Source organism: Robertmurraya sp. FSL R5-0851 (assembly GCF_038002965.1).
Classification (GTDB): Bacteria; Bacillota; Bacilli; order Bacillales; family Cytobacillaceae; genus Robertmurraya_A; species Robertmurraya_A beringensis.
Window position 1 is genome coordinate 1,308,537 of sequence record NZ_JBBOOE010000001.1, and the last position, 13,901, is coordinate 1,322,437.

18 protein-coding genes and 1 pseudogene are annotated in these 13,901 nt (G+C 36.2%); 11 read left to right on the forward strand and 8 right to left on the reverse strand.

Translation table 11 applies throughout. The features are described from left to right. The first annotated feature begins 108 nt into the window (after positions 1-108). The 7 genes from fabI (at position 109) to MKX65_RS06790 (ending at position 3,988) form a co-directional block, all read left to right on the forward strand. A complete protein-coding gene (fabI, locus tag MKX65_RS06760; RefSeq protein WP_160546374.1) occupies positions 109-885 on the forward strand; it encodes an enoyl-ACP reductase FabI in 777 nt (258 codons plus the stop codon). A gap of 150 nt (positions 886-1,035) precedes the next feature. Continuing rightward, complete coding sequence (locus MKX65_RS06765) at positions 1,036-1,509, forward strand: sporulation protein (protein ID WP_340902918.1); 474 nt, start codon at positions 1,036-1,038, stop codon at positions 1,507-1,509. 16 nt (positions 1,510-1,525) lie between these two features. Then, positions 1,526-1,999: a stage V sporulation protein AC gene (gene spoVAC / locus MKX65_RS06770; RefSeq protein ID WP_340902919.1), complete on the forward strand. Its 474-nt coding sequence runs from the start codon at positions 1,526-1,528 to the stop codon at positions 1,997-1,999. Continuing rightward, on the forward strand, positions 1,999-3,018 hold the full coding sequence (gene spoVAD / locus MKX65_RS06775) for a stage V sporulation protein AD (RefSeq protein ID WP_340902921.1): 1,020 nt from the start codon (positions 1,999-2,001) through the stop codon (positions 3,016-3,018). The genes spoVAC and spoVAD overlap by 1 nt, the downstream gene beginning before the upstream one ends. Positions 3,019-3,033: 15 nt before the next feature. Continuing rightward, a complete protein-coding gene (gene spoVAE, locus MKX65_RS06780) occupies positions 3,034-3,390 on the forward strand; it encodes a stage V sporulation protein AE (protein WP_119707280.1) in 357 nt (118 codons plus the stop codon). An 88-nt stretch (positions 3,391-3,478) separates the two neighbouring features. Then, the gene (locus tag MKX65_RS06785) at positions 3,479-3,601 is read left to right on the forward strand and encodes a YjcZ family sporulation protein (protein WP_340902922.1); all 123 of its coding nucleotides are present in this window, start codon (positions 3,479-3,481) and stop codon (positions 3,599-3,601) included. Between the two features lie 132 nt (positions 3,602-3,733). Further along, positions 3,734-3,988, forward strand: coding sequence for a stage VI sporulation protein F (locus tag MKX65_RS06790; protein ID WP_119707282.1), 255 nt, complete (start codon positions 3,734-3,736; stop codon positions 3,986-3,988). A 54-nt stretch (positions 3,989-4,042) separates the two neighbouring features. On the opposite strand, the gene MKX65_RS06795 is transcribed toward MKX65_RS06790, so the two are convergent. Beyond that, positions 4,043-6,331, reverse strand: a complete 2,289-nt coding sequence (locus MKX65_RS06795; RefSeq protein ID WP_340902924.1) for an ATP-dependent helicase — start codon at positions 6,329-6,331, stop codon at positions 4,043-4,045. A gap of 112 nt (positions 6,332-6,443) precedes the next feature. Between MKX65_RS06795 and MKX65_RS06800 the strand changes: the two genes are divergently transcribed. Further along, a complete protein-coding gene (locus MKX65_RS06800) occupies positions 6,444-6,734 on the forward strand; it encodes a hypothetical protein (RefSeq protein ID WP_160546370.1) in 291 nt (96 codons plus the stop codon). 26 nt (positions 6,735-6,760) lie between these two features. On the opposite strand, the gene MKX65_RS06805 is transcribed toward MKX65_RS06800, so the two are convergent. The 3 genes from MKX65_RS06805 to MKX65_RS06815 all read right to left on the reverse strand — a co-directional run bounded on the left by MKX65_RS06805 (position 6,761) and on the right by MKX65_RS06815 (position 8,546). Continuing rightward, complete coding sequence (locus tag MKX65_RS06805) at positions 6,761-7,183, reverse strand: GNAT family N-acetyltransferase (protein WP_340902927.1); 423 nt, start codon at positions 7,181-7,183, stop codon at positions 6,761-6,763. Positions 7,184-7,189: 6 nt separating this feature from the next. After that, positions 7,190-7,702 (reverse strand): 2'-5' RNA ligase family protein, encoded by a 513-nt coding sequence (locus MKX65_RS06810; RefSeq protein ID WP_160546369.1) that lies wholly within the window; start codon positions 7,700-7,702, stop codon positions 7,190-7,192. A 115-nt stretch (positions 7,703-7,817) separates the two neighbouring features. Further along, positions 7,818-8,546 carry an alpha/beta hydrolase gene (locus tag MKX65_RS06815; RefSeq protein ID WP_340902931.1) on the reverse strand — a complete coding sequence of 243 codons (729 nt, stop codon included), beginning with the start codon at positions 8,544-8,546 and terminating at the stop codon, positions 7,818-7,820. 251 nt (positions 8,547-8,797) lie between these two features. Between MKX65_RS06815 and MKX65_RS06820 the strand changes: the two genes are divergently transcribed. The 3 genes from MKX65_RS06820 to MKX65_RS06830 are packed head-to-tail and all read left to right on the forward strand — an operon-like array spanning position 8,798 to position 12,386. After that, the gene (locus MKX65_RS06820; protein ID WP_340902932.1) at positions 8,798-9,799 is read left to right on the forward strand and encodes a TAXI family TRAP transporter solute-binding subunit; all 1,002 of its coding nucleotides are present in this window, start codon (positions 8,798-8,800) and stop codon (positions 9,797-9,799) included. A gap of 57 nt (positions 9,800-9,856) precedes the next feature. After that, on the forward strand, positions 9,857-10,444 hold the full coding sequence (locus MKX65_RS06825) for a DUF1850 domain-containing protein (RefSeq protein WP_340902933.1): 588 nt from the start codon (positions 9,857-9,859) through the stop codon (positions 10,442-10,444). Then, entirely contained in the window at positions 10,434-12,386 is a 1,953-nt protein-coding gene (locus MKX65_RS06830) for a TRAP transporter permease (protein ID WP_340902934.1), read from the forward strand. The genes MKX65_RS06825 and MKX65_RS06830 overlap by 11 nt, the downstream gene beginning before the upstream one ends. A 13-nt stretch (positions 12,387-12,399) precedes the next feature. Here MKX65_RS06830 and MKX65_RS06835 read toward each other — a convergent pair whose 3' ends face one another. From MKX65_RS06835 to MKX65_RS06850, 4 genes and pseudogenes are all read right to left on the reverse strand, one after another. Then, on the reverse strand, positions 12,400-12,621 hold the full coding sequence (locus MKX65_RS06835; protein ID WP_340902935.1) for a hypothetical protein: 222 nt from the start codon (positions 12,619-12,621) through the stop codon (positions 12,400-12,402). A gap of 104 nt (positions 12,622-12,725) precedes the next feature. After that, a pseudogene (locus MKX65_RS06840) lies at positions 12,726-12,884 on the reverse strand (YozQ family protein); the annotation flags it as partial. A 233-nt stretch (positions 12,885-13,117) separates the two neighbouring features. Beyond that, positions 13,118-13,552, reverse strand: coding sequence for a Fur family transcriptional regulator (locus tag MKX65_RS06845; RefSeq protein WP_340902936.1), 435 nt, complete (start codon positions 13,550-13,552; stop codon positions 13,118-13,120). 212 nt (positions 13,553-13,764) lie between these two features. Next, on the reverse strand, positions 13,765-13,896 hold the full coding sequence (locus tag MKX65_RS06850) for a hypothetical protein (RefSeq protein WP_340902937.1): 132 nt from the start codon (positions 13,894-13,896) through the stop codon (positions 13,765-13,767). Positions 13,897-13,901: the final 5 nt, after the last annotated feature.

The following is a 13,901-nucleotide window of genomic DNA, read 5'->3' on the forward strand; positions in this document are numbered from 1 at the left end:
AGCTCCCAGCAGGCTGCCTTTATCATTAAGACTTTTCTTTTTGAAAAAAATCATGTAATATTAGTACTAGGTACTAATAACAGATTCTTATTTAGGAGGATATACATAATGAACCTTTCTTTAAAAGGAAAAAATATAGTGGTTATGGGCGTTGCTAATAAGCGTAGTATCGCATGGGGGATTGCCCGCTCTTTACATGATGCGGGAGCGAACTTAATCTTCACCTATGCTGGGGAAAGGTTTGAAAACGAAGTTCGTAAATTGGTTGAAACTCTAGAAGGACAACAATCTCTTCTTATTCCGTGTGATGTTACTTCTGATGAGGATATTGCAAAATGCTTCTCTTCAATAAAAGAACAAGTCGGAACCGTTCATGGTATTGCTCACTGTATCGCGTTTGCGAATAAGGAAGAACTGCAAGGGGAGTACATGAATACAACTAGAGATGGATTCCTACTTGCTCATAACATTAGTTCTTATTCCTTAACGGCTGTTGCGAAAGAAGCTAGGGAGTTAATGACAGAAGGCGGAAGCATTGTCACGCTAACTTATCTAGGTGGAGAACGTGTAATTAAAAATTATAATGTAATGGGTGTGGCTAAAGCGTCTCTAGAAGCAAGTGTAAGATACCTAGCCAATGATTTAGGACCAAACAATATCCGAGTAAACTCTATCTCAGCTGGTCCGATTAGAACGTTATCAGCTAAGGGAATCAGTGATTTTAATTTGATTCTTAAGGAAATTGAAGAGAACTCTCCTCTAAGACATGCAACAACACAGGAAGAGGTAGGGGATACTGCATTATTCTTATTTAGTGACCTGTCACGAGGAATGACAGGTGAGAATCTACATGTAGATTCTGGCTACCACTTACTATCTAGATAATAAAAAGATCCTGCTTCTTTTAGAAGCAGGATCTTTTGTTGATCATTAACGCAGTCTTATATGGAATAAATATACAAATAGATACCAACATAAAATCTTCATTTTTTTGAAAACATAAATACAAGAATAAGAATAAAAGGATGGAAATATATGAAAAAATCACTCACTCTCACCTTAATAACTGCATTAACCGCCTTGCTTACTTCTTGTAATACTGACGCTACACAGCACAGTGGGATGTCCTTAATTCAAAAAAGTGATCCTGACCCCATCATTCTTGATGAGAAAACAGAGAAAGATCATAAACTAGTGGCCTCCATAAAAAAGGATGTCGCTAAATTTGATGAACTTTATGATGTTGCTGTTATTAAAGGTGAGGAGGAAATATTAGTTGCTTATAAAGTGAAGCATATGCAACGTTTTCATATGGTCAAAATTGAAGGGGAAATTAATAAAATGCTTGAAGAAAAGTACCCGAAGGAAAATTTCATTGTCTCTAGTGATTATAAAATATTTTTAGAAGCCGTTGAGTTAAACGATAAAATGAAAGATCCTGATTTTTCCGAAAAGGATGCAAAGAAAAAGCTAGAAGAAATTATCAAGTTGAAAAAAGAACTAACATAGAAGGGAGCATGCAAAGGTGGGGAATAAAAAGCCAGAATCAAAAGAGGTAGAACAATATAAGCAATTTGAGAAAAATTTTGAAACAAAAAGACCGCTCTTTAAGAATTGTTTAAAGGCTTTTTTAGTTGGAGGATTCATCTGTATGATTGGTCAAGCTATCACCTATTTTTATATTTATTTTTTCAGCTTTACAGAGCAAACAGCAGGTAATCCAACTGTTGCAACGATGGTGTTTATTTCCATGCTTTTAACAGGCTTCGGGGTTTACGATCGGTTAGGCCAATTTGCAGGGGCAGGTAGTGCAGTACCTGTAACGGGTTTTGGGAATGCCGTCATTTCTGCTGCAATTGAACATAGAACAGAGGGGTTTGTTCTCGGTGTTGGTGGGAATTTATTTAAACTAGCTGGTTCAGTTGTTTTATTTGGGGTTTTTTCAGCGTTTGTGGTTGCGTTAATTAAAACGATATTAATCAAACTGGGGGCAATATAATGCTGAAAGGAAAACAATCATGGGTATTTAATAATCGCCCCGTTATTACTGCTACAGGTGTGACTGGTGGTCCATTCGAAGCCAATAGCAGATTATCAGGTGATTTTGATGTTCTGTTTGATGATTTATGGATGGGAGAAGATTCCTATGAGAAAGCCCACCGTCACTTACTCGAAGTTGCAACGAATACAGCGTTTGAAAAAGAGGGTGTGACGGTAGAGGATGTACAGTTCATGATTGCTGGAGACCTTATTAATCAGATTACTCCAACTAGCATTGCTGCCAGACAGTTAAAACTACCGTATCTTGGTATATTTGGTGCTTGTTCAACATCGATGGAGGGACTAGCACTTGCCTCTTTTTTTGTAAATTATGGGGGAGGAAATTATATTCTGACAGGTGCAACGAGCCATAATGCGGCTGTGGAGAAGCAATTTCGTTACCCAACTGAGTACGGCGGACAAAAGCCGCCTACTGCTCAATGGACCGTAACAGGTTCGGGTGTGGCACTGGTCAAAGCAAATCAGGGGAATGAAAGTGGGAAGCCGGTTACAACATCAGCTACCATTGGAAAAGTCATTGATCTTGGTTTAACAGATCCTTTTAATATGGGAGGAGCCATGTCTCCTGCTGCAGCTGATACGATCTTAGCTCATTTTAAGGATTTGGAAATTGATCCTTCATATTACGACTTAATCGTAACAGGTGATCTTGGAAAAATTGGACATGAAACCACATTTGGATTATTGCAAAAGGAAGGCTTGCCAATAAAAAAAGAGCAATTTAAGGATTGTGGCATGTTAATTTACCATGAAGATCAACCTGTTCAATCCGGAGGAAGCGGGGCAGGCTGTTCAGCAACGGTATTATATGGACATCTGTTAAATGAAATGAAAAAGGGGACATACAAGCGAATTTTAGTTGTTGCAACAGGAGCACTTCTATCGCCGCTTACTGTTCAGCAAAATGAAACCATTCCGTGTATTGCCCATGCTGTTTCTATTGAAATGAACGAATAAGGGAGGGAAGAAAAAATGCTGGCTATGTTTTTTTGGGCATTTGTTGTTGGAGGTGCCATTTGTGTAATTGGACAGCTTATGTTTGATGTAGCACGGCTTACCCCTGCACATACATTAAGTACACTTGTTGTTATTGGAGCGGTATTAGATGGGTTTGGATTATACGAACCATTAGCCGATTTTGCAGGTGCTGGAGTAACTGTACCTATTACAAATTTTGGTAATACACTTGTTCATGGTGCCCTTCAAGAGGCTGAACAGCATGGAATTATCGGGGTATTAACTGGCATGTTTGAAATTACAAGCTCGGGTATTTCAGCAGCAATCGTTTTTGCATTTATCGGTGCTCTAATATTTAAGCCAAAAGGCTAAAACTTTTTTTGATATAGGACAAAGCCTACACGTTTTCAGGTCACTTACATACGTTATAGTAAGTCAAGGAAAAGTGAGGTGACTTGATATGGGTTACGGCTATTGCGGTTACGGCTATGGTGGCAACGTTGGTGGATACGGATCAACTTTCGTATTAATCGTTGTATTATTCATCTTGTTAATTATTGTTGGAGCTAGCTTTTACAACTAATCTCCAAAAAGAAGTGTAGGAAGAAAGATCGTTTCTGTACAAAGAAACGGTCTTTTTCCTGTCTTAAAATCACCCTTTTTATGTTTTCTTCATAAGATGAGAGTAGCTTAAAAAGGAGGCGTGGTTTTAAGAATGGATAATCAATTTTTCAAAAATGTTGAAAAGAAAACTGGCGTTAATATGAAAGACATTCTTGAACTGGCTGGTTCATTACAAAATGCAAACTTTAAAGATGAAAAAACAGTTCGCAATGTAATCAAACGTGTATCTCAAATTGCAAACAAACCAGTCACAAAGGAAATGGAAGATAAAATTGTTTCTTCTATTGTTGCTGATGGAAAACAACTTGATTTTAATACGTTATCTAAAATGATTAATAAGAAATAAAAAAAAAAAGAGAAGCCTCCAAAAATTGGGAAGCTTCTCTCTTCTTTTTCTCTGTTATTTTGGAAGGATGGGAGCCAAAAATCTAGAGGTCTTAGCATTTTTGCCTCTTCTTTTATGAGGTATCGCTATATAGCATTCTTCTTTAGCGCGAGTGATAGCTACATATAGTAGACGACGTTCTTCTTCAATTGGTGCCGACTCACCATTCCTCAAGGAGTCTAGTGCGTAATCGTGAGGAATTCCTCCGTCAACAACATCAAGAATATACACGACTCGGTATTCTAACCCCTTTGCTCGATGAATAGTGCTAAGCGTAATTGCCTGTTCAAGTTGTTTACTAAGTTGTTTTATTTCTTTATTCATAGCACTCATATGCTTCGTATGGTCTAGGAAGTCGATAATTGTTTGAAAATTTTTTGCTGCAACCTTCAAATCGCGAATATCGTCAGAACCTTTTTCAAGACTATTTCCTTCACTGCCACGCTTTTTTAAATAATCACCAAAGCCTACTTCCTTTTCAATGAATTCAATGCAGTCTAGTGGCTTGCTTCCTTTCAAGCTTCTAATAGAAGGTAATAGCTTCTTTATCTTTCTTTCCTGAAAGGCATGACCGGTTGTAATATTGGATAAGCATTCAAGCATGGAGCAATCATTCAAAATACTGTTCGCTTTTAAATCACTCATAACAGCTTGTCTAATAAAGAGAACTGGGAGAATCTGACTGATTGCCTGCTGGTCATCTTCATTAATAATGAGACGTAGAAAGGACAACATGGATTTTACTAAATAACGTTCATAAAAGTTTTCGGAATCCAGATCGATCCTAAAAGGAAAGCTAGTTGTCGCTAGTCTTTCAAAAACTGCTCGGCTCCCGGTATTCGTACGGTATAAAATAGCAATATCATTTGGAGCATACCCGTTTTGTAGTTTTTCGTTTATATCCTGAACAATCATGGTTGCTTCCTCTTCTTCATCAAAAGGATAAAACAACAAAGGTGAAAGAGAATGTTGATATTGAGCTTGCATCGTTTTTTTTCTACGAGTTGTATTTTTTTCAATGATCCGGTTGGCAGTTGAAATAATCTCATGTGAGGAACGGTAATTTTCGTTTAGGATAATCATTTTACTATTTGGAAAATCTTTTTCGAAAGATAGAAGGTATTTAGGGTCACTACCTCGAAATGCATAAATAGACTGATCATCATCTCCAACGGCAAATAAGTTTGCTGTTTTACGGGATAGCAATTTAATCAGCTCATATTGAACTTTGTTAATATCTTGAAACTCATCAATTAAAAAATATTGAAAGCGATTTTGGTACATCTCTAAAACATCTTGATGATCGGTTAGATATTTATAGCATCCGATAAGCATATCATCAAAATCGAATAGATTCTTCTTTTCCTTTTCTTGTTCATAATGTTTGTATAACTGTAATACTTGCTCCTCCCAACGACTAGCTGTTTGTATATCCTGTGGAAGTAGAAACGTATTTTTCCAATATCCAATTTGTTGAAGAGCTAAATCGTATGCAAACACCTTCTCATCAAGAGAAATTGTTTTTCCACCTTCTTTAAGGATTTGATCCTTTTGCCAATCCTTTTTTATTAATTTAGATGGATGCCATCTTTCTGGCTCATGGTAAGCTAGTATTCTATAAAAAATACTATGAAATGTACCAGTTAAAAGCCTATTAATGTCTGTAGGTGAAAGGAGAGGATATTGGTTAAGCCTTTCTTTCATTTCTGTGGCTGCTTTCGCTGTGAACGTAACAAGCATAATTGATTTTGGATCTATTTTTAACTCATGAAGCATATATGCCGCTCTTGTAGTTAACACTCTTGTCTTACCACTACCAGCACCAGCAACAACTAGGACAGAGCCGTTTACCGTTGTGACTGCCTTTATTTGTTGATCATCAAGTTGGAAACCGCTGTTAAATAATCGTTTTATATAGTGTGAGGTTATGGTTGATTCTTGCCGAACGGTTGGTTGAAAGGAGGGAGAAGCTTTTACATGTATTGATGGCTGAAACGTATATTGTTTGGATGGAGAAACAATCATACGAGTAACTGGTATTCTGAAGCCATTTCGTTCAACATATTCGATAGGCTCAATACTCATTTCAGCGGATTCGATATCTAAACCTTTGCATTCAGATTGCTTCCGGAGCATATGATAAAAATAGGGCTCCTCTTGTATTCCTAAATAAAGACGGACCTGTTCTTTACAAGTGGGACAATGAAGTTTTCCTTTTTTAGCTTCATCATATACAAATTGATAATTCTCTCTATCCATAATGTTTAAATTAACTGTTTCATTATTTTTCATAGCAATTTTCATAATTAACCCCTTAAAATCAAAAACTCAATCGAACTCTATCATAACAAAACAATTACTCCTACATAAAGAAGAAAAAATAAAAGATTTATTTTCCAAAAGTTTGAGGAGATTTATGAAAGAGGTGAAGAAGATGGGCTATATTATTCCAGTAGTTAATTTTCAATCGAACCAGTATTTAGAGAGAAACTTAATAACATCCAGAGATCCATATAAATATGAATCGGTAAATAGAGTTACTCCGATAAAAAGTGGAACTTCAGAGGGTAATCAGCACCAGCAATCTTCTTTTTCTAAGAAATTGCTTCAAAGAGAAGAAAGAAAAGTAGTAAGACCTACTAATGAGGCGTTAGCTCATATATATGAAATTACAGGAAAAGGAAAGTACCTTGATATAAGCGTATAAAAAAATGCCTCTAATGAGGCATTTTTTTATATATATTTTTTCATTGTTCGATGTGGAATGCCAGCATCCATAAACTCTTCAGATATGATTTCATATCCTAATTTGCTGTAAAATGGAATGGCTTGTGTTTGAGCATTTAATTTTAATGCAGCATAATCATTTTGTTTGGCATATTGTTCAATTTTATCCATTATTAGTTTCCCAGCACCGGTGCCTCTAGCACTAAATAATACACAAATTCTTTCCACTTTTCCAATGCCTTCTAAATCTCGAAAGCGACCAGCACCAATAGGTGTTTCCTGATCATAAAGTACGAAGTGAGTGCATTCATCGTCGTACTGATCAATCTCTTCTTCCTCCGGTACTTGTTGTTCCTCCACAAATACGAGTCTTCGAACTTTAAAGGCATCCTGTTGCTGTTCTTTTGTTGTAACGATGTCTACATTCACTAATATCTATTCCTTTCCAAGCCTAAACGTCTCAAAAACAGTCCATGAGCCATTTTCTAATTGATATAAAAGATGAAAACGATCTACGTATTCATCGTGATTCATCTTCTGCATTTTTAATGATCCGAAAACATCCGAATGCTCATCATCGGATAATCTTTGTCCTAACGTTATATGAGGAACAAAGGAATATTCTGTAGCCTCTCCATACCCAAGGGCATCAATCGCCTCATGAAGATCTGTCATCTCAGTTGAAGGTTCTACTTTAAAATAAATAACATTGTTTACAGGATGAAAAGAACTAAATTTCGGTATGTGAATATGTAAAGGAGAAAATCTTTTTGAGATATCTTCAAGCTTATTAGCTAATGTTTTTGCCTCATCCTCGTTAGCTTCAAACGGCGCTTTTAACGTGATATGCGGTGGAATGAGTGAGTAATGAGGATCATAGCGCTTTCTGTAAGAGTTAGCTAAATCTTGAAGTGTTTTTCCAGGGAAAATAACAATTCCAAATTTCATTATATGACCTCCGATAAGCTATGTAATATAGAAGCGTTGAATATTAAATATTATAACAAATTTTCAAAATCATTTATATAATTATACCCATACAAGGCCCGCAATACCCTTTGTATTATGAGCCAAACATCGCTTTTAAGGACGACTTCAAGTCTCCTTGCCAATATGTCCATGTATGATCTCCATCAAATTCATGATAAACATAGGAAAGAGAATGATTTTTTAAGTATTTGTTCAGTTCTCGGTTAGGTGTTAGAAAATCATACACTTCATCCTTTGTCATTTTTACGGCTGTCTCATTTTTTCCAATGCTATGGTAAATAGAGAGAAGACTAGTTGTGTTTTTATTGACCACTTTTTCCAAAACGTTGCTGTTTATGTATGGAGATTGAAGTATAACCTTTCCAAATGTGTTTGGATATTTTATTGCAGCGAGTAGGGAAATAGTAGCTCCTAGGGAATCACCCATTAATGCCCGTCCCATCCCCATTTGAAAGGTTGGAAACTCTTGATCCAAAAATGGGATAAGCTCATGTGCCAAAAAGCGGATGTATGCTTCATGTTTTTTTCCTTTTGGATGATATTTTTCCCAGCGGTCTTCAATTGTGAGATATGGAACTCCAACTACAATAATATTTTCTATTTCTTTTTCGGAAAGAAGTTCATCACAAAGCCTGGCTAGTCTACCTAATTGGAAATAATCCTTCCCATCAGCTGTAACAAGGAGATGGTACTTATATAAAGGTGAATAATTGGCTGGCTTATATACCAAAAGGTTTATTTCTTCTTTAAGTTCGTAACTATAAACCAACAAGTCTTGAATGGTTCCTTTTAGGGTATTCACTGAGCATTTCCCCTTTACTGGAATATAAAGGTACTACTAAAAATTCTATCATAAATATTGTATGGAAATAAATTTATTTTACTTAGTGTATAAATCCTGTATAGAAATACATAAATAAATATGTATATAAAAGTGAAAGATAGAAAAATTGTAGGTGATATGCTAGTTGTACCAAATTGTTTGACAAACTGATGAAGAGTTATGATAAAATTATTACGAAAAACTGGAAAAATATAAAAGGGGGAATTCCAATGAAAAAGAAACGTTTTCTTCTCTCAACCGTTCTGATGTTGGTACTGTCACTTGTGCTTGCTGCTTGTGGAGCAAACAATGACGAGGGAAATGGTGCTGAGGATAGCGGTGATTCAGGTGCTGAAAAGCCAAAGTTCATTAGTATCGTAACAGGTGGAACTGGTGGTACATACTACCCGCTAGGTGGATCATTTGCTTCGATCATCTCGGATGCAACTGGTATTGAAACAAACGCTGAAACATCAGGTGCTTCTGCTGAAAACATGACCACACTTAAAGCTGGTGATGCAGAAATTGCCTTTTCACAAACTGATATCGCTTCATACGCTAAAGACGGAAAGTTAATGTTTGAAGGGAATGCCGTTGATAATGTTCAAGCAATTGGAACATTATATCCAGAAACCATTCAAATTGTTACTACAGCAAAGTCAGGTATTAGCTCTGTTGAAGATTTAAAAGGGAAAAAAGTTTCTGTAGGAGCACCTGGTTCAGGTACAGCTGCTAATGCAGAACAAATTTTAGAGGTTCATGGTTTATCATTCGATGATATCCAGAAGCAAGACCTATCGTTTGATGAGTCTACTGCTGGTATTCAAGATGGAACCATTGATGCTGCATTCGTTACTGCTGGTACACCAACAGGGGCAGTAGAAGGGTTATCTGCAACAGAGGATATTGTGATTGTACCAATTGCAGCTGAAAAAATTGCAGAATTAATTGAAGCATATCCATACTATGTTGAGGATGAAGTTCCTGCTGGTACTTACGGATTAACTGATAAAGTAGCAACTGTTGCTGTTCAAGCAATGTTAGTCGTAAAATCAGACCTTTCTGAAGAAGTTGTATATGATGTTACAAAGGCTATCTTTGAAAACCTTGATAAAGTGACACATGCTAAAGGAAAATTGATCTCAGCTGAAAATGCTGTAAATGGTGTAGGAATTGACATCCATCCAGGTGCACAGAAGTATTACGATGAAAAAGGTATTAAAGCTGAATAATAAAGTAGTTTGGTGAAAATGAGACCGGCCGGCTTTTATAACCAATTAAGGGTTATTATGGTCGGTCAATTTTTCGCTTTTAGAGATAAAAATGTACTAGAAAATGGACGTGTTACCATGGGGAAAGTGATTAAAAGCAAATCCTTTCTAAGTTTATTCCTCAGTATGTTACTCATCATTTGTCTATCAATCATTCCATATAAAAAAGCATTAACTTTTCAGTTAGAAAACTCTGGTGAGGTTCTTGTGTATATTCCACTTGGAGACCATCCAGAATTCAAAATAAAATATACACATTCGATTCATCTATCAGACGTTATTGAGAGTTACCAAGTTAATAGCAATGGAGAAATTAAGCAGTTTGAACTCGAATATTCTGACTTTTCCATAGGGATGCCGGAAAATGCCTCGAGTGGTGAGGTTTTCGAGCAGAGGAATGGGAAATATTATATAAAAAATATGAATCGAATTTTTCCATACTTTGATTTAAGAACAGGAAAGGTTCGTGCCAATCATACAATAATATATAGAAACAAAGAGTACCCTTTAAATAAATACGTAGAACCAGGTACTTTGGTAAGAATAAAGGTAATTAAGATAAACCTTTATCAACAATGGAAAGGAGTGAATCTCATTGACGGATAAATTCGAATCTCTATCACAAGAACAGCAAGAAGAACTTTTAGAAAAATATGATCCGGAAGCAGGTTCGAGAAAGTTAACAGGAATCTTTGGTTGGATTGTATTTCTGGGATTATTATCATTTTCATTATTTCAACTTTATACAGGTATATTTGGTATTCTAACAGCCCAACTGCAACGTTCTATTCATTTGGGATTTGCGCTAGCTCTTATATTTTTACTTTTTCCTGCTAGAAAAACGAAAGGGAAAAAACATAAGGTTGCTTGGTATGATGTTATATTATCGATTGCTTCTGTTGCGGTGGGTGCCTATTGGCCTCTCATGATCGATGAGTTAGTATTACGAGTTGGTATGTTGAATGATATGGATTTTTATATTGGGCTTCTTGCCATTGTCCTAGTGCTTGAAGCAACAAGAAGGGCAGTGGGGCTACCGATTACAATTATCGCAGGTCTATTTCTTGCCTATGCTGTATACGGGCCGTATATGCCGAGCTTCTTAGCGCATCGGGGGTTATCACTTGAACGACTTGTTCAAACAATGTTTTATACAACTGAAGGAATCCTAGGTACACCATTAGGCGTTTCTTCAACGTATATCTTCTTATTCTTACTCTTTGGTGCCTTCCTTGTAAAAACAGGTGTTGGTCAGTATTTCAATGACTTAGCAGTATCCATTGCTGGTAAAAGAGTTGGTGGGCCTGCGAAAGTGGCTATTTTCTCAAGTGCTTTACAGGGAACCATTAGTGGGAGCTCAGTTGCTAACGTTGTTACGTCTGGTTCATTTACAATCCCTATGATGAAAAAGCTTGGGTATAAAAAGGATTTTGCTGGTGCAGTAGAGGCAGCTGCATCAACAGGTGGACAATTAATGCCACCAATTATGGGAGCGGCTGCCTTCCTAATGGTTGAATTCATAGGTGGAATTACGTATTGGGAGATCGCAAAAGCTGCAGCCATTCCAGCATTGTTATATTTTGCTGGAATTTGGATTATGACTCACTTCGAAGCCAAGCGACTTGGACTAAGAGGCTTAAAAGATGAGGAAATGCCTAACCGTAAAGAGGTGCTTAAAAAGTTCTATTTATTAACACCGATTATCGCAGTTATCGTGTTAATGACATCTGGTATGACAGTTACAAGAGCTGCACTATTTTCCATTCTTGTAGCTATTATTGTAGGAGCAATTAATAAAGAGACCCGTATAGGTATTAGAGGGATTATTGAAGCGCTAGTGGATGGTGCAAGAACGGCGCTTGGAGTGGCAGCTGCAACGGCAGCGGCAGGTATCATAGTAGGAGTTGTAACAAAGACAGGACTAGGATTAAAGCTTGCTAATGGGTTACTAGATCTTGCTGGTGGGGCGTTAATACCAACATTAATGTTAACCATGCTCGCAGCGATTGTGCTAGGAATGGGATCTCCGACAACAGCTAACTATGTTATTACGTCTACGATTGCAGCACCAGCGATCATATTGCTTGGCGTACCTGATTTGTCGGCACATTTATTTGTATTTTATTTCGGAATCATTGCTGACATTACACCTCCAGTTGCTTTAGCTGCATTTGCGGCAGCGGGTGTTTCTGGTGGTGAGCCAATTCGTACTGGTGTCCAATCTGCGAAGTTGGCCATTGCAGCATTTATCATTCCATATATGTTTGTTTTATCTCCAGAGTTGTTAATGATTGATACAACATGGACGTACCTTATTTGGGTCATCTTCTCGGCGCTTGCAGGGATGATGGCGATAGGTGCAGGTGTCATCGGGTATTGGATGAGAAAGTTATTCTGGTGGGAACGAATTCTTGGTATTGTTGGTGGAATTCTTCTTATCTATCCAGAAGGGGTTACTGACATCATTGGCTTGGTGACATTTGCCGTATTAGTTGCACTACAAGTATTCTTAAAAAGACCTGAGCCATCAACAGCTTTAGGTAAGTAATTTATTTAAGAGCCTAGCTAATGTTAGGCTCTTTTTGTTTTATTGGGAAAATAGACAATATATTATTAATTTTAAACAATCTCCTTTGCTTTCGTAAAAAGCAATAAGCCCGGATCGTATGTGGATTGATTTCATTTACAATGATTGTTCGTTGAGTAATTTTTTGTTTGTCGGAAAGATAGATGATCTCTAGAGGTTGCTTCTCATTTAATGCCTTTAATAAAGCTCTCTGCATATGCATCCCTCGCAATTTAGGTTGATATTCCTATTATATACGAACAAATGTTCTTTATTCAATAAATGAAAAAAGTGTGGAAAAAATTCCACACTTTTATAAAATCAGTCGTTCTTTTCAAGTTCTTGGTCAATCGTTCCTTCATAATAACCATCACTTGCTTGTTCATGTGTTTGGGCTAAGCCCATTTCGAGTTGGTTTTTACTGTTGTAATCAGAGGGTTCAAATGATTTACCAGCAATTTTTGATGAGTTGTTTTTTTTCATTGCATTCCCGCCTTTTCATCTTTTTCCATAAAGATTCAAACTTATTTTTTGATAAAAGCGCGAAGAACATACATTCAAACTAAAAAACAACCAATATTTAATTTTTACCAGGTTAATTTTTTCTTATTTTAAACTTACTTCCACATTTACAAATCACACTATGTTTCAATTGCTTAATGGGAGTTTGACACTTAGGGCATATACTGTTATGCATAATAATCGCCTACTTTTTATTTAGTCATTTCATTGTTTTCATTACAATTTTTACATACTCCATAAAGCTCAAGCTGATGAGAACGAATACGAAACTTCGTTAACTTATTTGCTACAGCCTCTACTTCATTTAACAATGGATATTTGAAGTCCTCGATTATACCACATATATGACATATCACATGATAATGTTCATCTATATTAAATTCATATTTGCTAAATCCATTGCCGTAGGGTAATTCATTTAAAATTTTTAATTTCACAAACATTTTTACATTATTGTAGATGGTTGCGATACTAATAGTAGGGAGTTGTAAATGGATATCATCGACAGTTGGATGACCTTTTATTGAAGCAATTGTTCGTAATATTAATATTCTTTGTGGTGTAATCCGTAGTCCGCGTTCTTTTAAAAAAGGAATAAGTTTATCGAAATCAAATTCGTTAGTCATAAAATAGAACCTCTTTACTGGTAGATTAAAAGTTTGGGAAGTTCAAGTTGAGTATATAAATAATGATAACATTTCTCATTCGAAAATCAATACTTTTTTATAATTATTTTAAATTGATATCTATTTTTAGTTAGTTATTAATAGAAAATGGAATGCTTGAATTGATAGGAATTAAAAACGACGATCTGAATTTTTTCAGATCGCCGAACTTTTTATGCTTCTTTTACAGGAGGTAAGATTGGGTGGCCTTGAGGAACATCAGAACTTGAAAAAACATAAGTGACACCTGTTGAAGCTGATAGGATAAAAGCGATCGCAATAAAGGAATAGATAAGTTTTTTCATAATTT

What these genes read in the sequence shown, in the direction of transcription:
- fabI (WP_160546374.1), top strand. Translation starts at nt 109, where the DNA reads ATGAACCTTTCTTTAAAAGGAAAAAATATAGTGGTTATGGGCGTTGCT.
- MKX65_RS06765 (WP_340902918.1), top strand. Translation starts at nt 1,036, where the DNA reads ATGAAAAAATCACTCACTCTCACCTTAATAACTGCATTAACCGCCTTG.
- spoVAD (WP_340902921.1), top strand. Translation starts at nt 1,999, where the DNA reads ATGCTGAAAGGAAAACAATCATGGGTATTTAATAATCGCCCCGTTATT.
- spoVAE (WP_119707280.1), top strand. Translation starts at nt 3,034, where the DNA reads ATGCTGGCTATGTTTTTTTGGGCATTTGTTGTTGGAGGTGCCATTTGT.
- MKX65_RS06785 (WP_340902922.1), top strand. Translation starts at nt 3,479, where the DNA reads ATGGGTTACGGCTATTGCGGTTACGGCTATGGTGGCAACGTTGGTGGA.
- MKX65_RS06790 (WP_119707282.1), top strand. Translation starts at nt 3,734, where the DNA reads ATGGATAATCAATTTTTCAAAAATGTTGAAAAGAAAACTGGCGTTAAT.
- MKX65_RS06795 (WP_340902924.1), bottom strand. Translation starts at nt 6,331, where the DNA reads ATGAAAATTGCTATGAAAAATAATGAAACAGTTAATTTAAACATTATG.
- MKX65_RS06800 (WP_160546370.1), top strand. Translation starts at nt 6,444, where the DNA reads ATGAAAGAGGTGAAGAAGATGGGCTATATTATTCCAGTAGTTAATTTT.
- MKX65_RS06810 (WP_160546369.1), bottom strand. Translation starts at nt 7,702, where the DNA reads ATGAAATTTGGAATTGTTATTTTCCCTGGAAAAACACTTCAAGATTTA.
- MKX65_RS06820 (WP_340902932.1), top strand. Translation starts at nt 8,798, where the DNA reads ATGAAAAAGAAACGTTTTCTTCTCTCAACCGTTCTGATGTTGGTACTG.
- MKX65_RS06825 (WP_340902933.1), top strand. Translation starts at nt 9,857, where the DNA reads ATGGTCGGTCAATTTTTCGCTTTTAGAGATAAAAATGTACTAGAAAAT.
- MKX65_RS06835 (WP_340902935.1), bottom strand. Translation starts at nt 12,621, where the DNA reads ATGCAGAGAGCTTTATTAAAGGCATTAAATGAGAAGCAACCTCTAGAG.
- MKX65_RS06845 (WP_340902936.1), bottom strand. Translation starts at nt 13,552, where the DNA reads ATGACTAACGAATTTGATTTCGATAAACTTATTCCTTTTTTAAAAGAA.
- MKX65_RS06850 (WP_340902937.1), bottom strand. Translation starts at nt 13,896, where the DNA reads ATGAAAAAACTTATCTATTCCTTTATTGCGATCGCTTTTATCCTATCA.